Source organism: Luteimonas soli, assembly GCF_042648865.1.
Lineage (GTDB): Bacteria > Pseudomonadota > Gammaproteobacteria > Xanthomonadales > Xanthomonadaceae > Luteimonas > Luteimonas soli.
The window spans coordinates 578,051-598,771 of the sequence record NZ_JBHRYA010000001.1; the positions used below are offsets into that span (position 1 = coordinate 578,051).

A 20,721-nucleotide genomic window follows, 5' to 3' on the forward strand; every position below is an offset into this window, starting at 1 on the left:
CGTCTACATTTCGAAATTGCGCATCAGATCACGATTAGATGGCAAAAAATGCTGCGATCGCAGCGTGAATCATTTCTGAACTGTTCGATATCGTCAGTTCAGGACGCATTGCGTCATGCGTCTGTTTTCCCGGTGGACACCAGTTCGACACGTCCATCGGGTTCGCCGCCAGGCGGCCCTTCCAGCACGAGGCGATCGATGTCCGATCCATCCCGGAGCTTCGCGTCCCAGCATTCGTCGGCCGATCGATCGGCCAGCGGACCCGGCGTCGCGGAGCAAAGCCGGGACCGGAAGGGGTTGCCCCCGGCCGTCGTGCCAGAGGGTCCGCCGGCGCGCGTTGCGCCGGGTTCGTCGGACGCATCAACGATCGACATCTGAAGAAGCTGCGGGGGACCTGGCCAGCGGACGGGGGGCCGTCGTCGCTGGCGGGTTGGGTCCCGAAGAAAAGCAGCGTGCAGGAGCCGGATGCGGGCCAGACGAGTCCGTGCCGGTGCTTTGGAAATGCGTCGAGAGAGATCGCCGTTCGGCGATCGACACATCCAACCATTCGGGAGAAACCAATCGTGACCCATTCCAGCAAGCATCCGCTCGCAGTTTTCGTCGTGACACCGCTGGCGCTCGCGCTCGCGGCGGCCTCGGCGCAGGCAGCGACCCGCGTCGACCTGCAGAAGCAGGACGTGGCCGCCCTGAACAGCCAGTACGCCCAGGCCAGCGTGGCGATCGGCGTCAGCAAGCAGGCCAACCTGCGCCACGCCGAGCTGCTTTCGCTCGGTGCCGACTCGGCGCTGACGCTCGTCAAGGCCCGCGACATCGAAGGCGGCGCGCGCAACTACCGCTATGCGCAGACGTATCGCGGCATCCCCGTCTACGGCGAGCAGATCGTGGTCAGCGAGAACGCCAATGGCCAGGTACGCGCCATGTTCGGGCAGCAGGTCCAGGGGCTGGCGGCGGAAGTCCCGGCGATCGCGCCCAGGGTGACCGATGCCCAGGCGCTGGCCACCGCCAAGCGCGCCACCCTGGGCAACCGCCTGCTGGCGATGCGCGTGGAGCGCGAGGAAAGCCGGCAGATGATCTACGTCGACGACAACGACCGCGCGCACCTGGCGTACGTGGTGACCTTCTTCGCCGACAGCGCCAACGGCGGCAGCCCGACGCGCCCGGTGGTGATCATCGACGCCAACAGCGGCCGCATCCTCAAGCAGTACGAGAACCTGCAGAACGCCGAGATCGGCACCGGCCCGGGCGGCAACCAGAAGACCGGCCAGTACGAGTACGGCACCGACCACGGTTACCTCGACGTGGCGCAGAGCGGCAGCACCTGCACCATGGACAACTCGGTGGTCAAGACGGTCAACCTCAACCACGGCACCAGTGGCAGCACGGCGTTCTCGTACACCTGCCCGCGCAACACCGTGAAGCAGATCAACGGCGCGTACTCGCCGCTCAACGACGCGCACTACTTCGGCAAGGTCATCTTCGACATGTACGACGACTATGTCGGATCGGCGCCGTTGACCTTCAAGCTGACCATGCGCGTGCACTACAGCAACAACTACGAGAACGCGTTCTGGAACGGCTCGTCGATGACCTTCGGCGACGGCGCCAGCACGTTCTACCCGCTGGTCAGCCTGGACGTGTCCTCGCACGAGGTCTCGCACGGCTACACCGAGCAGAACTCTGGCCTGAACTACTCCGGCCAGCCGGGCGGCATCAACGAGGCCTTCTCCGACATGGCCGGCGAGGCCGCCGAGTACTACTTCAATGGCGGCAGCAACGACTTCCTGGTCGGCGCGCAGATCTTCAAGGGCAGCGGCGCGCTGCGCTACATGGCCAACCCGCCGCAGGACGGCGCGTCGATCGGCCACGCCGACGATTACTACAACGGCATGGACGTGCACTACTCGTCGGGCGTGTACAACAAGGCGTTCTACCTGCTGGCCAACAAGAGCGGCTGGAACACGCAGAAGGCGTTCCAGGCCTTTGCCCGCGCCAACCGCGACTACTGGACCGCGAGCACCGACTTCGACCAGGGCGCCTGTGGCGTCGAGCAGGCCGCTTCCGACCTCGGCTTCAGCGAGGCCGACGTGACCTCTGCGTTCTCCAGCGTCGGCGTGAGCTGCGACGGCACCGATCCGGGTCCCGATCCCGATCCGGGCAGCGGCGAGCTGACCAAGGGCGTGCCGGTGACCGGCCAGTCGGGTTCCTCCGGCCAGTCGCTCAACTTCACGATGACCGTGCCCTCCGGCGCCTCGAACCTGGTGTTCACCATGTCCGGCGGCAGCGGCGACGCCGACCTGTACGTGAAGTTCGGCAGCGCGCCGACCGATTCGTCCTGGGACTGCCGCCCGTACAAGTACGGCAACAACGAAAGCTGCAGCTTCGCCTCGCCGTCCGCCGGCACGTACCACGTGCGGATCAAGGGTTATTCGTCATTCTCCGGCGTGAGCATCGTGGGCGATTACGACACGGGCGGCGGCGGTGGTGGCGACGAGCAGACGTACACCAACAGCGGCGACTACGCGATCAACAACAACGCCACGGTGTACAGCCCGATCACGGTGTCCGGCCGCAGCGGCAACGCCTCGACCAGCACTTCGGTCAGCGTGGACATCAAGCACACCTACATTGGCGACCTGCGGGTCGACCTGATCGCTCCGGACGGCAGCGTGTACGGCCTGCACAACCGCACCGGCGGCAGCGCCGACAACATCATCAAGACCTACACCGGCGACCTGTCGGTCGAAAGCCTCAACGGCACGTGGCGGCTGCGCGTGACGGACTACGCCTGGGGCGACACCGGCAAGATCGACAGCTGGAGCATCACGTTCTGAGCAAGCCGGGCCCCGGTCGCGTGACCGGGGCCGCATTGCGCAAGCTTGCGCATCTGAAGTGCGTGCCGGCCGGGTTCGTCCCGGCCGGCATCGCATGCTCGGTTCCGGACTTTCCCCTTCTCGATCGCATCGATCCGCCGGGCCCGTACCCGCCGGACAGCCAAGGAGCGCCCCCGATGAAACCGCTATCCCTCCCCGCGCTTGCAGCGAGCGCCATGCTTGCCGCATCGCTTGCCGTGCCCGCCGCAGCGCAGGCATCCCCGCAGCACGACGCCCGCCACCTCGGCCAGGCCGTTGCGTCGATCGCGGAGCATGATCCCTTCGCCCCCGTCTTCATCGTCGCCTCGCGCGACACCTGGGACAACGGCCTGCGCACCATCGCGCGCGATGGCGTCGAGCGCCGCGACAGCGTCGGCAACCGCCTGATGGTCGCCCGGGTCTCGGCCCACCAGCTCGGGCAGGTCACCGAACTGGTGCACGCGCGCGAGAAGCGCTGCGGCGGCTACTTCGCGTTCGCCAGCCGCGCCGAGGCTGAAGCCTTCCTCGCGGCCGACCGCTCCGCGCTCGCGCGCGACACCGTGTTCCTCGCCGAGTACACCGTCGACAACCAGGCCACCGTCGGCCCGTGGCTGCCACAGGTGGCCGAGGCGAACATCCGCGCCACCATCGAGCACCTCTCGACGGCGTGGCCGAACCGCTACTACAGCAGCACCCACGGCCAGGCCGCGGCCGAGTGGATCCGCGACACCTGGCTGTCCCTGGCCGGCGGACGCAGCGACGTGAGCGCCGAGTTGTTCACCGCCTGCGGCAATTGCTCCACGCAGCCGTCGGTGATCCTGACCGTGCAGGGCACCGAACTGCCGGACGAAGTCGTTGTGCTTGGCGGCCACCTGGACTCGATCTCCTGGTCCGGCAGCGGCGACAACATGGACGCACCCGGCGCCGACGACGATGCCTCGGGCATCGCCACGCTCACGGAAGTGATCCGGATCGCAATGGCCAGCGGCTGGCAGCCGAAGCGCACGGTGAAGTTCATGGGCTACGCCGCCGAGGAAGTCGGCCTGCGCGGTTCGAACGCGATCGCGCAGTCGTTCCAGGACCAGGGCGTCGACGTGGTCGGCGTGCTGCAGCTAGACATGACCAACTACGCGGTCGGCGCCAGCGACGACATGCAGTTGATCACCGACTACAGCAACGCCGGCCTGCAGCAGTTCGTGCGCGACGTGTTCGACGAATACCTGGCGCCGCTCGGCCTGACCCGCGGCACCTACACCTGTGGCTACGCCTGCTCCGACCATGCCTCGTGGACCAGCGCCGGCTATCCGTCGGCGATGATGTTCGAGGCCGGCTTCAACAACGACATCCACACGCCCGACGACACGCTGGCGAACATGGGCGACACCGCCGCACCCAGCGTCGCGCTGGCCAAACTCGGCCTGGGCTTCCTGGGCGAGCTGGCCAAGACCTCCGGCGGCACCGGAGGCGACAACCAGCCACCGGTGGCTGATTTCAGCGCCGTTCCCGACGGGCTGTCGGTGGTCTTCACCGACGCCTCCAGCGACGGCGACGGCAACATCGCCTCGCGCGAGTGGGAGTTCGGCGATGGCAGCGGCGCCGCCGACGCCAATCCCGTCCACGCCTACGCCGCCGCCGGCAGCTACGACGTGACCCTGACCGTGACCGACGACGACGGCGCAAGCAGCAGTCGGACGCGTTCGGTGACGGTGGACGGCGGCGACGATGGCGGCGGCGACGGTGTGCTGGAGAAAGGCGTGCCGGTGACCGGCCTGTCCGGTTCGTCCGGCCAGTCGCTCGACTTCACCCTCGAAGTGCCCGCCGGCGCCTCGGAGCTGGTGTTCACCATGTCCGGCGGCAGTGGCGACGCCGACCTGTACGTGAAGTCCGGCAGCGCGCCGACCGACAGCTCGTACGACTGCCGTCCGTACAAATCCGGCAACAACGAGAGCTGCAGCTTCGCCTCGCCGTCGGCCGGCACCTGGCACGTGCGGATCAAGGGTTACTCGGCGTTCTCGGGCGTGAGCATCGTTGGCGACTACGCCACCGGTGGCGAAGACGGTGGCGGCGATGGCGCGCAGACGTACGCCAACACGACTGCGTTCGCGATCGGCGACTACGCCACGGTGTACAGCCCGGTCACGGTGTCCGGCCGCAGCGGCAAGGCGCCGGCCGCCGTGCAGGTGGATGTCGACATCCGGCATACCTACATCGGCGACCTGCGCGTGGACCTGTTCGCGCCGGACGGCAGCGTCTACCTGCTGCACAATCGCAGCGGCGGCAGCAGCAACAACATCATCCGCAGCTACACGATCGACCTGTCGGCCGAAGACCTCGACGGCACCTGGCGCCTGCGCGTGACCGACCGCGGCAGGGGCGATACCGGCAGCATCGAAAGCTGGAGCATCACATTCTGACGCCACGGCGCCGGTCGCGGTGATGCAGGATGGACGGGCGGGGCTTCGGCTCCGCCCGTCCTTTCTTTCATCTGCGGCCGGCCCCGCGACGGCGGCGTGTCCTGCGCGGCGATGCCCTCCGGCACGCTCCGGCCAGTCCTGCCGGTGATATCGTGCGCGCGGAGGTGGCCGATGCGACGCGCGGGGTCCTGCGGAATCGTTTCCGTCCTGTCGGGGCTGCTCTGCGCGGCGTGTTCCGGGGTGCCGGGCGTCGACGCCGACGCAACCGGTGCGTCGCGCGCGCAGCCGGAGCTCCACGCGCAGTCCCAGACCGAAACCGTGTTGGAACGAACGGCAGCCGTGCTGCCCGCCACGCCCGTGCCGGCAACGGCATCGCCCCGCAAGGTGCACCTGGTCAGTTCGCGGGCGACGTTCCGCGCGCTGTCCGGCCTCGCCACGGCGCGCGGACTGCACCGCGACCCGAGCGGGACCGATCTGGTCGTCTCCGAGGTCGACGCCGCCCGCCTCGATGACGTGGCCGGCATCGTGCATCGCACCGAGCAGCGCTGCGGCGGATTCTTCGCCTTCGATACGCGCGCGCAAGCCGAGGCCTTCCTGCGCTCCGACCGCTCGGCGCAGGCGATCGCCGCGACCGCGGCCAGCTACACCCTCGACAACCGCCCGACGGTGGACCACTGGCTGCCGCAGGTGCGCGAAGCGCGCATCCGCGACACCATCGCGCACCTGTCGGGCTACCAGAACCGCTACTTCGCCAGCCCGGCGGGCAAGGCGTCGGCCGAGTGGATCCACGACCACTGGGCGGCGCTGGCGGCCGGCCGCAGCGACGTCACCACCGAACTGTTCACCGCCTGTCCCGGCTGTTCGACGCAGCCCTCGGTGATCCTGACCATCGAAGGCACGACCCTACGCGACGAAGTCGTGGTGCTGGGTGCGCACCTGGACTCGATCAACATCAACGGCGGCGGCAGCCCCGGCCAGGCCGCGCCGGGCGCCGACGACGATGCCTCGGGCATCGCCGTGCTGACCGAAACCCTGCGCATCGCCCTCGCCAGCGGCTGGCGGCCGCGGCGCACCGTCAGGTTCATGGGCTACGCCGCGGAGGAAGTCGGGCTGCGCGGGTCGAACGCCATCGCCCAGGCGTATCGCGGGGCAGGCGTCGACGTCGTCGCCGTGCTGCAGGTCGACATGACCAACTACAAGGCCGGCCCGGTGCAGGACATGAAGCTGATCACCGATTACTCCAACGCCAGCCTGAAGGTGTTCTTCGAGCAGCTGTTCGACACCTACATGGCGCCGATGGGCTACACACGGGGCACCTACACCTGCGGCTACGGCTGCTCCGACCACGCCTCGTGGACCAACGCCGGATACCCGGCGGCGATGATGTTCGAGGCCGGCGATCCGGGCGGCTCGTTCCCCTACATCCACACCACCGGCGACACGCTGGCGATGATGGGCAACACCGCGCAGCCGAGCGTCAAATTCGCGCAGTTCGCGCTGGCGTTCCTCGGTGAAACCGCGAAGACGCGCGCCATGCACACCGGCGGACCGCTGTTGCCGGTGACAGCGCCCTGACGACGATGAACGTAGGCCGCTGTTGCCGGTGGCTGGGCCGCCCTGACGGCAATGGACGTAGGTCGGGGTTACATCCCCGACGGCTTTTGATTTCGAGGTTCGCGGGGTGTCGGGGGCGTAGCCCCGACCTACGGTGGGCAGCGGGTCGCGGCGTACCACCGACTTGTCAGAGCGCTTCGAACCGGTTTGCGTCCACGTTCTTGCGGACCTTGAGCGGGTCCCAGATGCGGCCGTTCATGGCGATGTGGACGCCCGGCGGCAGCGACTGCACCGCGCCGACCGCGCAGCCGATGTTGAACTCGGCGTCCGAGCCGCGGAAGCGCGCCGGGTTCAGCGCGCCGGTCAGGACGATGGTCTTGCCGGGGATGGTGGCCAGCACCTTCGCCGTCTCGACCATGGTGTCGGTGCCGTGCGTGACCAGCACCTGCCGCGCCGGCTGCGCGGCGATCGTCGCGCGCAGCAGTTCGCGGTCTTCTGCGGTGATGTGCAGCGAGTCCTTGCGCAGGATCGGGATCACCCGGAAGCGGAAGGCGACGCCCAGCTCGTCCAGGATGCGGCCGATCTGCGGCTCGCCGATCTGGTAGTCGGACTTGTCGTCGAAGTACACCTTGTCGATGGTGCCGCCGGTGGTGACGACGAGAAGCTCTTCCATATCCGCGCTGCCCTGGTTCGATGCGCGCATTCTACTTGCCGAATCGTGCCCGCAGCCCCGGCCAGCTGCCGGCGACGATGACGACCAGCGACAGCACGATCTCCGCCCAGGCCCAGCCAGCCTGGTCCGGGTGGCTCCAGGCGATCATCACCCCGTGCGAGAACCAGAACAGGCCCAGCACGCCGGCCCAGAACGCGGCCTTCGCCGCCGTAGTCCCGCCGCGCAGCACGCCGGCCAGCGCCAGCAGCGGCGGCAGGGCGAACACCAGCAGCGCGGCGAGGCGGTGGCGGTCGTCGTGGAACCACAGCGCGTACAGGACCGACAGCGCCAGCAGCGCCACGCCCAGCACGATCCGCGAGGGCCGTGGGCCGCTCACGCCAGCTTCGCCGCGATCGTGGCCACGCGGCGGCCCAGCGCGCGCGCCAGCAGCACTTCGTCGTTGCTGGGCTCGGGGTCGTCCTGCAGCCCGGCCACGTGGCTGGCGCCGTAGGGCGTGCCGCCGCTGCGGGTGGTGTTGAGCGCGGCTTCGGTGAACGGGATGCCGACCACCACGCAGCCGTGGTGCAGCAGCGGCACCATCATCGTCAGCAGCGTCGATTCCTGGCCGCCGTGCATCGTCGCGGTGGAGGTGAACACCGCCGCCGGCTTGCCCACCAGCGTGCCGCTGGCCCACTGCGCGCCGAGGCCATCGATGAAGTGCTTGACCGGCGCGGCCATGTTGCCGAAGCGGGTGGGGCTGCCGAGGACCAGGCCGGCGCATTCGTCCAGGTCCGCCGGCTGCACGTAGGGCGCGCCGTCCTCGGGCACCGGCGGCGCCGCGACCTGCGTGGCCACCGCCACCGGCGGCACCGTGCGCAGCCGCGCCGCCATGCCGTCGACCTCGCCGATCCCGCGCGCGACGTGGCGCGCGAGGCGGGCGACCGAGCCGCCGCGGCTGTAGTAGAGGACGAGGATGTCGGGCATGGGAATCGCTGGCGTCGTGACCGTCGGGCATTCTGACAGCTTGTGACCGTCCGCACGACGCAGGAGCGGTGCAGGAGCGGCGGAAGCCGCGATGGCCTTCCCCGCAAAGCATCGCGGCTTCCGCCGCTCCTGCGGCGCCACGGCGCGCGGTCGGCAACGCCGTCCTCCGCCACCACCCCTTTGCTACTCTTCGCCCGATGGAGCCCCTGGACACCCTGTACCGCTGGAGCGACCGAATGCGCGACCGCGCGCGGACGGGGACGTTCCTGCGCTTCCTGTGGCGCCGCTTCCTCGACGATCGCCTGTTCGAATCGGCCGGCGCGCTGTCGTTCACGATGGTGTTCGCGCTGGTGCCGCTGTCGATGGTGGTGTTCGGCGTGTTGTCCATGTTCCCGGCGTTCAACGACTGGAGCGACCGGCTCAGCGACTACATTTTTTCGAACTTCGTGCCCGGCTCGGCGCGGGCGATCGAGGGCTACCTGCGCGATTTCTCGCAGAACACCGACAAGCTCACCGCGGTTGGCGTGATCGCGCTGGTGGTGTCGCTGCTGATCACCCTGGTCAGCATCGAGGCGACGTTCAACAAGATCTGGCGGGTGAAGACTGCGCGGCCCAAGTTCGGCCGCTTCCTCGTCTACTGGACGGTGTTGACGCTCGGCGCGCTGGTGGCCACGGCGAGCCTGGCGCTGTCGACCCGGTTCTTCGCGCTGGGCATCTTCAAGACCGTGTCCGGGCAATGGCTCGAAGGCGTGTTGCTGCAGCTGGCGCCGATGCTGATCGAGCTGATGGCGTTCACCGCGATCTACCGCGTGGTGCCGCACCGTACCGTGCAGTGGCGCCACGCCATCGCAGGCGCGGCGCTCGCGGTGCTGCTGCTGGAATTCGTGAAGTGGGGCATCGGCCTGTACCTGGGCAGTTTCGGCGCCTACTCGAAGATCTACCAGAAGGCCGCCTTCGTGCCGATCTTCCTGCTGTGGATCTACTTCGGCTGGGTCTCGATCCTGCTGGGCGCGTCGTTCGCCTCGTCGATCTCGGCGTTCCGCTACCAGCCGGCCGCGATGCGGCTGCCGGTCGGGCACGAGCTGTACGGCCTGCTGCGCATGCTCGGGCGCTTCGCGATCGCGCGCCGTGAGGGCAAGGGCCTGCACATCGACCAGATCCAGGACATGGAGCCGATGCTGACCGACGCGCTGGTGCAGCAGCTGCTGGCGCAGTTCAAGGAGATCGGCCTGGTCAGCCGCGCCGAGTCCGGCGAATGGCTGCTCGCGCGCGACCTCGACGATCTCTCGCTGGCCGAACTCTACGAATCATGCAACCTGCGCATCCCCATCAACGAGGCGCACCTGCCGTGCCACGACGATGCGCTGGGCCAGAACGCCATCCGCACGCTGGACGAACTGCGCATCCCGCTGCGCGACCTGCTCAAGCGCCGCGTCTCCAGCCTTTACGACCTTCCCGGGGAGTTGCCATGAAACACCGCCACCTGATGACCGCGCTCGGCCTTGCCGTGGCGCTCGCCGCCTGCAAGCCAGCGGCGGACGAAGCCAAGGCGCCGGCGGCCGATGCCACGCCGCCCGCGCAGCCGGCGCCGGCCGAGGTCGCCGGCCCCGAAGCACCCGACGACGCCGACACCGCCGGCAAGCCGGACATGCCTTCGCTGCGGGTCACCACCCTCGATGACAAGCCGTACGACCTGGCCGACCATCGCGGCAACTGGGTGGTGGTGAACTTCTGGGCGACCTGGTGTGCGCCGTGCCTGAAGGAGATGCCGGAACTGTCCGCGCTCGATGCCATGCGCGAGCACGTCGAGGTCATCGGCCTGGCCTACGAGGACATCAAGCCCGTGGAGTTGCGCACCTTCCTTGAGAAGCATCCGGTGGTCTACCCGATCGCCATCGTCGACGTCTACGACCCGCCGGCCGACTTCGCCACTCCGCGCGGCCTGCCGATGACCTACCTGATCGCGCCGGGCGGCAAGGTCGCCAAGCGCTTCCTCGGCCCGGTGACCGCGAAGGAGATCGAAGGCGCCATCGCCGCCGCCGGCGGCCCCGCCATCGACGCGGCCGTGGATACGGAAAGCGCCGAAGGCTGAGCGATGGCGGCCGCGCGCTTCCTGGTCAGCGGCAGGGTGCAGGGCGTGTTCTTCCGCGCCAGCACCCGCGAGCAGGCGCAGCGCCTGGGCTTGTGCGGCCACGCCCGCAACCTGCCCGACGGCCGCGTCGAGGTGCTGGCCGCCGGCGAAGCCGACGCCATCGAAACACTCGCCCGCTGGCTGCAGCACGGCCCGCCGCAGGCGCGGGTGGATGCGGTGCAGCGAGAAGCGGCGACGGACGGCGACGCAGGCACGACGTTCCAGATCACGTAGGTCGGGGCTACGCCCCGACACCCGCGAACAGCGCCGTAGGATGGGTAGAGCGAAGCGAAACCCATCACCCCCACGTTGCCGGGTTTCGGGGTGGACGATGGGTTTCGCTTCGCTCTACCCATCCTACGAGCCCTGATCGGAACCTGGTCCGGGGTATGCTGCGCCTTGGACGCATATTCATTGGTTAGGCGCTTACGGGAGTCGTTATGCACAAGCTGATCCTAATCGTCTTGCTCACACTTCTAGCTGCATGCAGCACCGTTCACCCTGGAGATTCTGCGATCTTCGCGGAAACACTGATCCGCCATGAACTTGCAGGTCAGGACTCATACATGGGAGCGAATCGAGAAATTCAGCCATTCTTCGTCACAGTAGATGGTCATGATTTGTCCCCTGAGAGCATTAGCAGACTGTCTGACATCGGAGTTGCCTTCCGACCAGGTAGTGAGTGGCGGAACGGTGACGGGATGAGTCTGAGCATCAGTGCACCTATCGCTCGCGCAGATGGTGACTTTGATGTGTCGCACGTGTACTACTGCGGCGAGCTATGCGCTGCTTCCGTCACGTCGGTGATGAGACGACAGGGGGCTCATTGGACAGTTGTATCTTCCAAACTGCATTGGATCTCCCAGGACGCGCCTAACAAGTCATTCAAGCCGACGCCGCTTCGCGGCGCGGCTTAGTTCAGGCGTTAGGCACTTACGTGTAGATCGGCTGTTCATCAAGGGGAAATCGCATGAACCTCAAGCAGATCAAGTCCAGCACCATTGCATTGTTAGTAGCGGGCGTTCTGATACTTTCTGTTGGGACCTACACGACAAATGGCGGCTTCCAGCTTGCCGGAGGCTTAGTCTTGCTGGTCGCTATCATCCTCGCGATCAGCCAAGCCAGCAATCGGACAGACACAGGCGAATGAGGGGCGCGCCTAACAAGTCATTCAAGCGGACACCGCTTCTCGGCGCGGCTTAGTTCAGGCGTTAGGGCGCTAATTGGAGGATCCGTGCAGTCCAAGATTCGACAACTTGAAGAAGCCTTGCGCTGTGCAATGCTGCATAGTGACGTTTCGGCACTCGATGCCCTCATTGACGACGACCTTCTCTTTGTTGGTCCTGACGACGGGATATTCACCAAGGCGGCTGATCTGGAGTTACACCGCTCCGGCGTGCAACGCCTCACACATGCCGAGTGGCGAGAGGTCCTGGTTCAAGAGCATGGCATGACTGCGGTTTCAGTGGTTCTGGCGTATCTGTCTGGCGATTTCAAAGGCGAGAAGTTTTCGGGTATGTACCGCTACAGCAGAGTTTGGGCCAATCGCGGCAGCGGCTGGCGGATCGTCGGCGGGAGCGCGGTTGCGATCGCGACTGGGGCAGTGTGAGTACGCGCCCTGACAATTCATTCAAGCCGGACCTGCATCGCGGCTTCGGCAACACCGTCGCATCGGCAAGCGCTTCGTGCTCCAGTTGTTCGTGCTGCGGGTCGGGTTAATTCAGGTGTTGGACCATGGAGAGTTCACATGTCACCTCTGAAAAAGCTTGCCTTCATTGCTCTCGTTTCACTGTCGACCAGCCTGCAACCCGCAATGGCTGTCCATAACGACCCCGGGGACGTGGCGGCGATTCGTGGGATCGTGGAAGCGTTCCGTACATCAATCATCAATAAGGACAAGGCAACGTTCGTTGGACTTTTCTTCTCCGACAAGCCCGGGCATGTGACTTGGCAGATGGTGGACGACGACGCAAGGGTGGCCCGATTCAAGGAGTTCGCACCCGAGGCGAGCCGGGTGGTCAGGTGGCCAGAGAACAATTACCTGGCCATGATCGATGCGACAACTGCGGCTGGTCCAGAACCGATCGAGGAAGTATTCCGGGACGTGGCCATAGATACGGACGGATTGGTCGCCTCCGTGAACTTTGACTATTCCGTTCTGCGCAGCGGCCAGGAATCCCACTGGGGCCGTGAGATGTGGCATCTGGTCCATACCGAAGAGGGCTGGAAGATCATCTCGGTCATATGGTCGCAAAGGGATCCCGTATCCAACCAATGAGCAGCGTGTGGCCTGAGCATTCATTCAACATGGCAGATGGAGACTGCCATGTTGTTGCCTCCGCTACGCACATCGGCTCGGCATGGGCGTCAGGGAGCACTTCATGCGTGTCGCTCCCATCGCCGTCGCGGCAGGCGCCTGTTCCGGCGCATCCGCCCCGGCGCGGGTGCTTCAGGCCTCGAACGGCGGGATCGGCTTGAGCACCCCGTAACGCTCCTTCAGCGCCTGGCCCTTCAGCGGCGGGAACTCGACCTCCGCCGGGGGCACCTTCGTGTCCGGCAGGCGGTCGAGCAGGTCGCGGATCAGGGTCAGGCGGCCGCGCTTCTGGTCGTTGAAGTCGACCAGGGTCCACGGTGCGTGCTTCGTGTGCGTGGCTTTCAGCATCGCCTCGCGGGCGCGGGTGTAGTCGGCGTAGGCGCTGCGGGCCTTGAGGTCGATGGGCGAGAGCTTCCAGCGTTTGAGCGGGTCTTCCAGGCGCTCGGCGAAGCGCTCTTCCTGTTGCTCCTGGTCGGTGCACAGCCAGTACTTGAACAGCATGATGCCGTCGTCGACCAGCAGCTTCTCGAACGCCGGCGCCTGCTGCAGGAAGGCCTTGACCTGGGCGTCGGTGGCGAAGCCCATCACCTTCTCCACGCCGGCGCGGTTGTACCAGCTGCGGTCGAACAGCACGAGTTCGCCGGCGGCCGGCAGGTGCGGCACGTAGCGCTGGAAGTACCACTGCGTGCTTTCGCGATCGTTGGGCTTGGGCAGCGCGACCACGCGGCACTGGCGCGGATTGACGTGTTCGGAGATCGCCTTGATCGCGCCGCCCTTGCCGGCCGTGTCGCGGCCTTCGAGCAGCACCAGCACGCGCTTGCCCGAGTGCGCGAGCCAGCGCGCCAGGGCGACGAGTTCGCGCTGCATCGGTTCGAGTTGTTTCTCGTAGTGCTTGCGCTTGAGCTTTTTCATCCGGCTTCGCTCCCTTCGTAGGGCGGGTCTTGACCCGCCGTCCGCCGTCCGCCGTGTGTGGCGGGTCAAGACCTGCCCTACGGTTTGCGGCGCTTGTGGCCGGCCATGCTGCGGGCGACTTCGAGCAGGGCGCCGCGCTGGCGGGTATCGAGGTCGCGGTAGGCGGCGAGCAGGTCGTGTTCGCCCTTGGTGCGCGCGGGGTCGAGGGTGCTGGCCAGCTCCGACAGCAGCGCGCCGGCGGGGACGCCGAAGGTGCGGGCAAGGGCGTCGAGCTGGTCCTTGCCCGGCAGCTTGTCGCCGCGCATCCACGCCGACACCGTGGAAACGCCGGCGCGCGGGATCGCGGTGGCGATGTCGGTGACGGTCAGGCCGCGGGCCTTGGCCAGCAGTCGCAGGGTCTGGTCGATCGCCATGTTCACTCCTTCAGCCGCGGTCGCAGGGTGGCGAGGTTGCAGGGCCGGGTGCGCGCATCGAGCTGGGCGCGGATGATTTTCTCCCACGCCGTGCGGCAGGCCGACGTGGAACCCGGCAGGCAGAACACGAAGGTGCCGTTGGCCAGCCCGGCGAAGGCGCGCGACTGCAGCGAGGAGGTGCCGATCTCCTCGAAGCTGATCGCGCGGAACAGTTCGCCGAAGCCGGGCATTTCCTTGTCCAGCAGCGGCAGCAGCGCCTCGGGCGTGGAGTCGCGGCCGGTGAAGCCGGTGCCGCCGGTGACCAGCACGCCGTCGACGGCCTCATCCGCGATCCACTGCGAGACCACGGCGCGCAGGCGGTAGCGGTCGTCGGGGAGCAGGGCGCGTTCGTGCAGGCGGTGGCCGTCGGCTTCGAGCGCGGCGATAAGGTAGTCGCCGGAGCTGTCTTCGGCCAGGGTGCGCGAGTCGGAGACGGTGAGCACGCACAGGGACAGCGGGAGGAAGTCGGTCTTGGCGGTCATGGGGGAAGCCTAGCGCAAGATCACGAGCCGTCGGGGGTGGACGATCAAGAGCCGTCGGGGGCGTAGCCCCGACCTACGGCCTGGTTGTCGCCGTCGGGCCGTAGGTCGGGGTTACATCCCCGACACGCTTTTCCGTTCAAGCCGACTGCGTCAGCCGCGCAAGCTCGTCGGCCTGGTGTTCGCGCGAGAGGCGTTCGATGAGCGCGTCGAGCGCGCCTTCCATCACGTTGGGCAGGTCGTAGAGCGTCAGGCCGTCGACGCGGTGGTCGGTGATCCGGCCCTGCGGGTAGTTGTAGGTGCGGATGCGCTGGCTGCGGTCGCCGCTGCCGACCTGCAGCTTTCGGGTGGCGGCGGTGGCGGCGGCCTGCTTCTCGGCCTCGGCCTCGGCCAGCATCGCCTTGAGGCGCTTCATCGCCTTGTCGCGGTTGGCGTGCTGCGAGCGCTCGGTCTGCGACTCGACCACTATCCCGCTGGGGACGTGGGTGATGCGGATCGCCGACTCGGTCTTGTTGACGTGCTGGCCGCCGGCGCCGGACGAACGGAAGGTATCGACCTTGAGGTCGGCCGGGTTGACCTCGATCGGCGGTCCGTCTTCCTCGACCGGGATGATCGCCACCGTCGCCGCCGAGGTGTGGATGCGGCCCTGCGATTCGGTCTCCGGCACGCGCTGCACGCGGTGGGTGCCGGACTCGAACTTCAGGTGCGCGTACGCGCCGCGGCCTTCGACGCGGGCGATGACCTCGCGGAAGCCGCCGTGCTCGCCGGGGCTGGCCGATTCGACTTCCACCCGCCAGCCCTGGCGCTCGGCGTAGCGGGTGTACATGCGCAGCAGGTCGCCGGCGAAGATCGCGGCCTCGTCGCCGCCGGTGCCGGCGCGGACTTCCAGGTACAGGTCGCCCTCGTCGCGAGCGTCGCGCGGGACGAGCAGGGCCATCAGCGTGTCGTCGAGTGCTTCGAGCCGGGCGTTGGCGGCGGTGATTTCCTCTTCGGCCAGTTCGCGCAGTTCGGGATCGGCCTGCATCGCCTGTGCGGCGGCGAGGTCGTCGCGGGCCTGGCGCTCGTCGGCGAGCGCGACGGCGACCGGTTCGAGCTGGGCGAACTCGCGCGAGAAGGCGCGGAAGCGGTCCTGGTCGGCGGCGACGTCCGGATCGGCGAGCAGGCGTTCGAGTTCGTCGCGTCGTTCGGCCAGGGCCTCGAGCTTACGGCGCAGGGTCGGCAGCATCGTCGTCCTTGTCGGCGTCCGCGCCGTGCATCAGCCGGTCGACGGCGTGCATCAGGTCGGTGTCGCCGCTGATCGCGGCCTCGCGCAGCGCCACGGTCGGCGCGTGCAGGAGGCGGTTGGTGAGGGTGTGGGCGAGGAAGTCCAGCACCGCCTCGGGCGATTGTCCAGCGGCGAGTTGCTGCTTCGCGCGGGCGAGTACTTCGGCGCGGGTGCTTTCGCCATGCGCGCGCAGGCGCTTGAGCGGTGCGTTGCGGGTGCCGGCGGCGAGCGCTTCGGCGTAGCGCGACACCTGCAGGTCGACGATGACCTCGGCGGCGTCGGCGGCCTCGCGGCGGCTCTGGCGGTTGTCCTCGATCGCGCGTTCCAGATCGTCGACGGTGTACAGGAAGGCGTCCTTGAGCGTGGCCACGTCGGGCGCGATGTCGCGTGGCACGGCGAGGTCGAGCAGCAGCATCGGCCGGTGGCGGCGCGCGGCCAGCGCTGCGGCGACCTGCGCCTTCGACAGGATCGGCTCGCGCGCGGCGGTGGCGGAGAACACGATGTCGGCCAGGAACAGGTGGCGGTCGAGTTCGTCCAGCGGCAGCGCCACGCCGCCGTGGCGCTCGGCCAGGTCCTGCGCGTGCGCGTAGGTACGGTTGGCCACCAGCAGCTGCTTGACCTTCGCCTGGGCGAGGTGGCGCGCGGCCAGTTCGATGGTGTCGCCGGCGCCGACCAGCAGCACGGTCGAATCCGATGGCTGCGCGAACGAGTCCTGCGCCAGCCGCACCGCCACCGACGCCACCGACACCGGACTGTTGCCGATGCGGGTCTCGGTGCGCGCGCGCTTGGCGGTGACGAAGGCGCGCTGGAACAGGCGGTCCAGCTGCCCGCCGAGCGTGCCGGCGCCGCGCGCCGTGGCCCAGGCATGCTTCACCTGGCCGAGGATCTGCGGCTCGCCCAGCACCAGCGAGTCGAGCCCGGTCGCGACCCGGAACAGGTGCCGCACCGCATCGCCGTCCTGGTGGCGGTAGAGATAGGCGTGCAGGGCCTGGCCGGGGCCGGTTCCGGCGTCGCCGCCCGTCCCCGGGTGCGTGGCCAGCCAGTCGGCCAGCGCCTGGCCGTCGTCGTCGGCTACCGCGTACAGCTCGGTGCGGTTGCAGGTCGACAGCAGCGCCACCTCGCGCACCTTCGGCAGCGCACGCAGGGCTGCCAGCGCCGGCGCGATGGCGTCGTCGCTGAAGGCGACGCGCTCGCGCAGTGCGACCGGGGCTGTCTGGTGGTTGATGCCGAGTGCGAACAGGCTCATGGATGGCGGGCTGCCGGCGCGGAGGGGCGGAACGGGCGCTCCTGCGTTCAGGCGCTTGCGATAAGCTCATTGGACTTGAGGCCGACATTTTACGGCCCGGTTGCGCCAGATGCCCGTAACGCTGCGTTTTCTCCTGCCGCCCCTGCTGTTTGCCGCCTGCCTGGCGCCCGTTCCGGGGCTGGCGAAGCCGCCGCCCGCCGACGAAGCGCAGACCCTCACCGCCGCCATGGCCGGCGAGTACGCGCTGCGCCTCGGGCGTCTGGACGAAGCCACCGAGTGGTACCTGGAGGCCGCGCGCAGCGCCGAGGGCGACGCCGGCCTGGCCGAGCGGGCGACCCGCATTTCGCTGATGGGCACCGACAACGCCCGCGTCGCGGAGGCGCTGAAGCTGTGGCGCCGGGCCGCGCCGTGGTCCCCGGCGATGGGCGCGGCAGAGGCCACCCTGGCGCTGCGCGAGAACCGCTTGCGCAGCGCGGGCCGCGAGCTCGAACGGCTGATGCGCGCCCCCGATCCCGACGGCTGGCGCTTCGCGGTCGCGGCGCTGGGCAGCGGCGGCAAGGATCCCAAGGCCGCCGCGAAGGTGCTGGGCAGGGTGGTCGACTCGGGGGCGGTTCCCGACGACCTGCAGGTCTGGCTGGTGCTGGGCGGCCTGGCGCAGCGCCTCGGGGACGTGGCGCTGACCGAACACATCGTGGACGGCGTGATCGAGCGGTTCCCCGACGAACCCCGCGTCGCCCTGCTGCGCGCCAGCCAGCTGCGCGAGGCCGACAAGCCCGACCAGGCCCGCGAGGTGCTGGGCACGCTCGCCGACGCCAGGACGATGACGCCCGACCTGCGCCTGTCGATCGCCGCCGAGTACGACGCCCTGGGCGACAGCAGCACCGCCGCCGCGGTGCTGGCGGGCGGGCCGCAGAACGACCATTTCTACCGCCTGCGCGCGTCGCTGCTGGCCAAGGCCGACGACAAGCAGGCGCTGGCCGCGCTGTACGCCGAACTGAAGGAAGGTGCGGCAAGCCCGGACCCGTCGCGGCGGCTGTTGCTGGGCCAGGTCGCGGAATTCCTCGAACACCACGCCGAGGCGCTGGAGTGGTACCGCAGCGTCGCCGGCGGCCCGCCGCGGGAACAGGCGCGGCTGCGCATCGCCAAGGTGCTGCACGACCTCGACCGCGAAGACGAGGCCTGGACGGCGCTGGCCGAGCTGCAGGCCGACGCGTCCGTCGACGACGAAGCCCGCCGTGACGCCTATCTGCTCGAAGCGGAGCTGCGCAAGGACGCCGGCGACCTCACCGGCGAACTCGACGCCTACGCGCGCGGCCTGGCGGCGTACCCGGACGAACCCGAGTTGCTGTACGCACGCGGCCTGATGTGGGAGCGCCGTGACGACATCCCGCGCGCCGAGGCCGACCTGCGCCGGATCCTGGTCGCCGACCCGGAGAACATCGCCGCGCTCAACGCGCTGGGCTACACGCTTGCCGACCGCACCACCCGCTTTGATGAAGCGCTGCAGCTGATCGACCGCGCCCGCGTCGCCGATCCCGACAACCCGGCGATCATCGACAGCCACGGCTGGGTGCTGTACCGGCTCGGCCGCAACGAGGAAGCGCTGGCCGAGCTGCGGCGCGCCTTCGCGATGCAGAAGGACGCCGAGATCGGCGCCCACCTGGGCGAAGTGCTGTGGGTGACCGGCCATCGCGACGAGGCGCGCAAGTATTTCGAGGAGGCGCGCAAGCTCGACCCCGACAACCGCTCGCTCAAGCGCGCGCTGCAGAAGACCGGCGCATGAGGCTGCTGCGCGGCGTCGGTATTGCCTGCTGCCTGGCGCTGGCCGGCTGCGTCACCGTTCCTGACGGGGATGGCGTGGCGATCGGCGACCTTTCCGCGTCCGCCGAAGCCGCGGCGACGGCAACGTTGCAGGCGCGCGAACGGCGCCTGCAGGCGCTGCCGGCGCTTTCGTTCAGCGGGCGGGTGGCGCTGTCGGGCGGCAGTCGCGGCGGCGGCACCGGCCGGATCGAATGGCGCCAGTCCGGCGACCGCTACCAAGTCACCCTGAGCGCGCCGGTGAGCCGCCAGAGCTGGCGGCTGAGCGGCGATGCGGGGTCGGCGACGATCGAGGGCATCGCCGGCGGCCCGCGCAGCGACACCGACGTGGAGCGCCTGCTGCGCGAGGCGACCGGGTTCGAGATCCCGGTCGGCGCGCTGGCGGCGTGGGCGGGCGGGGCACGCGCGGACGCGGCCGAGTTCGGCCCGGCGCGGCTGGAGTTCACCGGCGACGGCCGCCTGGCCCGGATCGAGCAGGACGGCTGGACCATCGACTATCTCGGCTGGGCCGAGCAGGACCCCGGCGACAGCGAGTCCAGCGACGGCCGGCCGCCACTGCAGCTGCCCGACCGCATCAACGCCGCGCGCGGCGAGGCGAAGGTGCGGCTGGCGATCGATGCCTGGTCCTGGGCGCCGGAGACGCCATGAACCGGCCGGCGGGGGCGGAAGCGGGCTGGTCGCAGTGGCCGGCTCCGGCCAAGCTCAACCTGTGCCTGCGCGTGGTTGGCCGCCGCGCCGACGGCTACCACCGGCTGCAGACCGTGTTCCGGATGTTGGACTGGGGCGACACGATCTCGCTGCGGCCGCGCGCCGACGGCGTCGTGGCCCGCCACGGGGACGCCGCGCCGGGCGTGACCGGCGAAGACGACCTGGCGGTCCGCGCGGCACGATTGCTGCAAACAGAGTCGAAAACACCCCAAGGCGTCGATATCGTCGTCGAAAAACGTATCCCGGTCGGCGGCGGGTTCGGCGGCGGCTCGTCCGACGCCGCGACCGTACTGCGGGCCCTGGACCGGCTCTGGGAACTGGACCTGGGGGTCGGCAAACTGGCCGAGCTGGGCCTGCGCCTGGGCGCGGACGTGCCGGTGTTCGTCCACGGCCGCAACGCCTGGGCCGAGGAGGTCGGCGAACGGCTGGCCCCGGTCGACCTGCCGCCGGCCTGGTACGTGCTCGCCGACCCCGGCGTCCACGTCGCCACCGCTGAACTGTTCCAGGCCCCTGAATTGACGCGAAATGCCGCGCCCGCGACAATATCCGACTTCCTTTCAGGTGCTTCGCTCGGCAACGCGTTCGAGCCCTTGCTGCGCCGCCGCGAACCCGCCGTCGAAGCGGCGTTCGCCGTGCTGGCGCAGGTGGGATCGCCGCGACTGACCGGGACGGGCAGCGGCTGCTTCGTCGAGTTCCCGGACCGGGCGTCCGCCGAGGCCGCGCTGGCGCGACTGCCTGCCGGCCTGCGGGTGTGGACGGCGCAGGGCGCGGCGCGTTCGCCACTGCTTGATGCGCTTGAAGGCAGGTTTCATCCGCAGGGGCGTCGCCAAGAGGCCCAAGGCACCAGGTTTTGATCCTGGCATTCGCAGGTTCGAATCCTGCCGCCCCTGCCACACAAGCGTCACCCCTACCCACCGCAACGGTCAGAGCGCAGCGGAGCACGA

The 20,721-nt window shown here is 68.7% G+C and carries 21 protein-coding genes and 1 tRNA gene; 13 read left to right on the plus strand and 9 right to left on the minus strand.

All coding sequences use genetic code 11. The annotated features are described in order from the left end of the window. Nucleotides 1-113 precede the first annotated feature (113 nt). On the minus strand, nucleotides 114-374 hold the full coding sequence (locus tag ACFONC_RS02615; RefSeq protein ID WP_386742061.1) for a hypothetical protein: 261 nt from the start codon (nucleotides 372-374) through the stop codon (nucleotides 114-116). 189 nt (nucleotides 375-563) lie between these two features. Here ACFONC_RS02615 and ACFONC_RS02620 point away from each other — a divergent pair, with 189 nt between their 5' ends. The 3 genes from ACFONC_RS02620 to ACFONC_RS02630 all read left to right on the plus strand — a co-directional run bounded on the left by ACFONC_RS02620 (nucleotide 564) and on the right by ACFONC_RS02630 (nucleotide 6,838). Then, complete coding sequence (locus ACFONC_RS02620) at nucleotides 564-2,831, plus strand: M4 family metallopeptidase (protein ID WP_386742063.1); 2,268 nt, start codon at nucleotides 564-566, stop codon at nucleotides 2,829-2,831. 176 nt (nucleotides 2,832-3,007) lie between these two features. After that, a complete protein-coding gene (locus tag ACFONC_RS02625; protein ID WP_386742064.1) occupies nucleotides 3,008-5,263 on the plus strand; it encodes a M20/M25/M40 family metallo-hydrolase in 2,256 nt (751 codons plus the stop codon). 321 nt (nucleotides 5,264-5,584) lie between these two features. Continuing rightward, on the plus strand, nucleotides 5,585-6,838 hold the full coding sequence (locus tag ACFONC_RS02630) for a M20/M25/M40 family metallo-hydrolase (protein WP_386742065.1): 1,254 nt from the start codon (nucleotides 5,585-5,587) through the stop codon (nucleotides 6,836-6,838). 166 nt (nucleotides 6,839-7,004) lie between these two features. Here the strand turns inward: ACFONC_RS02630 and ACFONC_RS02635 are convergent, their stop codons facing one another. Genes ACFONC_RS02635 through wrbA form a run of 3 tightly spaced genes read right to left on the minus strand, consistent with a single transcriptional unit; the run spans nucleotide 7,005 to nucleotide 8,453 of the window. Further along, nucleotides 7,005-7,490: an asparaginase domain-containing protein gene (locus ACFONC_RS02635; RefSeq protein WP_386742223.1), complete on the minus strand. Its 486-nt coding sequence runs from the start codon at nucleotides 7,488-7,490 to the stop codon at nucleotides 7,005-7,007. Nucleotides 7,491-7,521: 31 nt separating this feature from the next. Continuing rightward, the gene (locus ACFONC_RS02640) at nucleotides 7,522-7,866 is read right to left on the minus strand and encodes a DUF2069 domain-containing protein (RefSeq protein WP_386742066.1); all 345 of its coding nucleotides are present in this window, start codon (nucleotides 7,864-7,866) and stop codon (nucleotides 7,522-7,524) included. Continuing rightward, nucleotides 7,863-8,453, minus strand: a complete 591-nt coding sequence (wrbA, locus tag ACFONC_RS02645) for an NAD(P)H:quinone oxidoreductase (RefSeq protein ID WP_386742067.1) — start codon at nucleotides 8,451-8,453, stop codon at nucleotides 7,863-7,865. The genes ACFONC_RS02640 and wrbA overlap by 4 nt, the downstream gene beginning before the upstream one ends. Before the next feature lie 197 nt (nucleotides 8,454-8,650). On the opposite strand from wrbA, the gene ACFONC_RS02650 reads away from it, so the two are divergent. The 6 genes from ACFONC_RS02650 (at nucleotide 8,651) to ACFONC_RS02675 (ending at nucleotide 12,862) form a co-directional block, all read left to right on the plus strand. After that, a complete protein-coding gene (locus ACFONC_RS02650) occupies nucleotides 8,651-9,925 on the plus strand; it encodes a YihY family inner membrane protein (protein WP_386742068.1) in 1,275 nt (424 codons plus the stop codon). Further along, nucleotides 9,922-10,545, plus strand: a complete 624-nt coding sequence (locus ACFONC_RS02655; protein ID WP_386742069.1) for a TlpA family protein disulfide reductase — start codon at nucleotides 9,922-9,924, stop codon at nucleotides 10,543-10,545. Before ACFONC_RS02650 ends, ACFONC_RS02655 begins: the two co-directional genes overlap by 4 nt. 3 nt (nucleotides 10,546-10,548) lie before the next feature. Continuing rightward, nucleotides 10,549-10,818: an acylphosphatase gene (locus tag ACFONC_RS02660; protein ID WP_386742070.1), complete on the plus strand. Its 270-nt coding sequence runs from the start codon at nucleotides 10,549-10,551 to the stop codon at nucleotides 10,816-10,818. Between the two features lie 736 nt (nucleotides 10,819-11,554). Next, complete coding sequence (locus ACFONC_RS02665) at nucleotides 11,555-11,734, plus strand: hypothetical protein (RefSeq protein ID WP_386742071.1); 180 nt, start codon at nucleotides 11,555-11,557, stop codon at nucleotides 11,732-11,734. 84 nt (nucleotides 11,735-11,818) lie between these two features. After that, nucleotides 11,819-12,193 carry a nuclear transport factor 2 family protein gene (locus ACFONC_RS02670; RefSeq protein ID WP_386742072.1) on the plus strand — a complete coding sequence of 125 codons (375 nt, stop codon included), beginning with the start codon at nucleotides 11,819-11,821 and terminating at the stop codon, nucleotides 12,191-12,193. 138 nt (nucleotides 12,194-12,331) lie between these two features. Then, complete coding sequence (locus ACFONC_RS02675) at nucleotides 12,332-12,862, plus strand: nuclear transport factor 2 family protein (RefSeq protein ID WP_386742073.1); 531 nt, start codon at nucleotides 12,332-12,334, stop codon at nucleotides 12,860-12,862. A 171-nt stretch (nucleotides 12,863-13,033) separates the two neighbouring features. Here the strand turns inward: ACFONC_RS02675 and ppk2 are convergent, their stop codons facing one another. The 5 genes from ppk2 to hemA all read right to left on the minus strand — a co-directional run bounded on the left by ppk2 (nucleotide 13,034) and on the right by hemA (nucleotide 17,251). Next, complete coding sequence (gene ppk2 / locus ACFONC_RS02680; RefSeq protein ID WP_386742074.1) at nucleotides 13,034-13,810, minus strand: polyphosphate kinase 2; 777 nt, start codon at nucleotides 13,808-13,810, stop codon at nucleotides 13,034-13,036. A 77-nt stretch (nucleotides 13,811-13,887) separates the two neighbouring features. After that, nucleotides 13,888-14,223, minus strand: coding sequence for a helix-turn-helix domain-containing protein (locus tag ACFONC_RS02685; protein WP_386742075.1), 336 nt, complete (start codon nucleotides 14,221-14,223; stop codon nucleotides 13,888-13,890). Between the two features lie 2 nt (nucleotides 14,224-14,225). Next, entirely contained in the window at nucleotides 14,226-14,744 is a 519-nt protein-coding gene (gene moaB / locus ACFONC_RS02690) for a molybdenum cofactor biosynthesis protein B (RefSeq protein ID WP_386742076.1), read from the minus strand. Between the two features lie 136 nt (nucleotides 14,745-14,880). Further along, nucleotides 14,881-15,966, minus strand: coding sequence for a peptide chain release factor 1 (gene prfA, locus ACFONC_RS02695; protein WP_386742077.1), 1,086 nt, complete (start codon nucleotides 15,964-15,966; stop codon nucleotides 14,881-14,883). After that, a complete protein-coding gene (hemA, locus tag ACFONC_RS02700; protein ID WP_386742078.1) occupies nucleotides 15,944-17,251 on the minus strand; it encodes a glutamyl-tRNA reductase in 1,308 nt (435 codons plus the stop codon). Before hemA ends, prfA begins: the two co-directional genes overlap by 23 nt. A 109-nt stretch (nucleotides 17,252-17,360) precedes the next feature. On the opposite strand from hemA, the gene ACFONC_RS02705 reads away from it, so the two are divergent. From ACFONC_RS02705 to ACFONC_RS02720, 4 genes are all read left to right on the plus strand, one after another. Continuing rightward, on the plus strand, nucleotides 17,361-19,034 hold the full coding sequence (locus ACFONC_RS02705; RefSeq protein ID WP_386742079.1) for a tetratricopeptide repeat protein: 1,674 nt from the start codon (nucleotides 17,361-17,363) through the stop codon (nucleotides 19,032-19,034). Continuing rightward, a complete protein-coding gene (lolB, locus tag ACFONC_RS02710) occupies nucleotides 19,031-19,717 on the plus strand; it encodes a lipoprotein insertase outer membrane protein LolB (RefSeq protein WP_386742080.1) in 687 nt (228 codons plus the stop codon). Before ACFONC_RS02705 ends, lolB begins: the two co-directional genes overlap by 4 nt. After that, nucleotides 19,714-20,631 (plus strand): 4-(cytidine 5'-diphospho)-2-C-methyl-D-erythritol kinase, encoded by a 918-nt coding sequence (gene ispE / locus ACFONC_RS02715; protein WP_386742081.1) that lies wholly within the window; start codon nucleotides 19,714-19,716, stop codon nucleotides 20,629-20,631. Before lolB ends, ispE begins: the two co-directional genes overlap by 4 nt. Continuing rightward, nucleotides 20,594-20,670, plus strand: a tRNA-Gln gene (locus ACFONC_RS02720). Before ispE ends, ACFONC_RS02720 begins: the two co-directional genes overlap by 38 nt. Nucleotides 20,671-20,721 lie beyond the last annotated feature (51 nt).

Excerpts from the sequence above, each read along its gene's own strand:
- ACFONC_RS02660 (WP_386742070.1), top strand. The coding sequence starts at position 10,549 with ATGGCGGCCGCGCGCTTCCTGGTCAGCGGCAGGGTGCAGGGCGTGTTC.
- moaB (WP_386742076.1), bottom strand. The coding sequence starts at position 14,744 with ATGACCGCCAAGACCGACTTCCTCCCGCTGTCCCTGTGCGTGCTCACC.
- ACFONC_RS02675 (WP_386742073.1), top strand. The coding sequence starts at position 12,332 with ATGTCACCTCTGAAAAAGCTTGCCTTCATTGCTCTCGTTTCACTGTCG.
- ACFONC_RS02655 (WP_386742069.1), top strand. The coding sequence starts at position 9,922 with ATGAAACACCGCCACCTGATGACCGCGCTCGGCCTTGCCGTGGCGCTC.
- ACFONC_RS02625 (WP_386742064.1), top strand. The coding sequence starts at position 3,008 with ATGAAACCGCTATCCCTCCCCGCGCTTGCAGCGAGCGCCATGCTTGCC.
- ACFONC_RS02615 (WP_386742061.1), bottom strand. The coding sequence starts at position 374 with ATGTCGATCGTTGATGCGTCCGACGAACCCGGCGCAACGCGCGCCGGC.
- hemA (WP_386742078.1), bottom strand. The coding sequence starts at position 17,251 with ATGAGCCTGTTCGCACTCGGCATCAACCACCAGACAGCCCCGGTCGCA.
- prfA (WP_386742077.1), bottom strand. The coding sequence starts at position 15,966 with ATGCTGCCGACCCTGCGCCGTAAGCTCGAGGCCCTGGCCGAACGACGC.
- ppk2 (WP_386742074.1), bottom strand. The coding sequence starts at position 13,810 with ATGAAAAAGCTCAAGCGCAAGCACTACGAGAAACAACTCGAACCGATG.
- ACFONC_RS02635 (WP_386742223.1), bottom strand. The coding sequence starts at position 7,490 with ATGGAAGAGCTTCTCGTCGTCACCACCGGCGGCACCATCGACAAGGTG.
- ACFONC_RS02685 (WP_386742075.1), bottom strand. The coding sequence starts at position 14,223 with ATGGCGATCGACCAGACCCTGCGACTGCTGGCCAAGGCCCGCGGCCTG.
- wrbA (WP_386742067.1), bottom strand. The coding sequence starts at position 8,453 with ATGCCCGACATCCTCGTCCTCTACTACAGCCGCGGCGGCTCGGTCGCC.
- ispE (WP_386742081.1), top strand. The coding sequence starts at position 19,714 with ATGAACCGGCCGGCGGGGGCGGAAGCGGGCTGGTCGCAGTGGCCGGCT.
- ACFONC_RS02705 (WP_386742079.1), top strand. The coding sequence starts at position 17,361 with ATGCCCGTAACGCTGCGTTTTCTCCTGCCGCCCCTGCTGTTTGCCGCC.
- ACFONC_RS02650 (WP_386742068.1), top strand. The coding sequence starts at position 8,651 with ATGGAGCCCCTGGACACCCTGTACCGCTGGAGCGACCGAATGCGCGAC.
- ACFONC_RS02665 (WP_386742071.1), top strand. The coding sequence starts at position 11,555 with ATGAACCTCAAGCAGATCAAGTCCAGCACCATTGCATTGTTAGTAGCG.
- lolB (WP_386742080.1), top strand. The coding sequence starts at position 19,031 with ATGAGGCTGCTGCGCGGCGTCGGTATTGCCTGCTGCCTGGCGCTGGCC.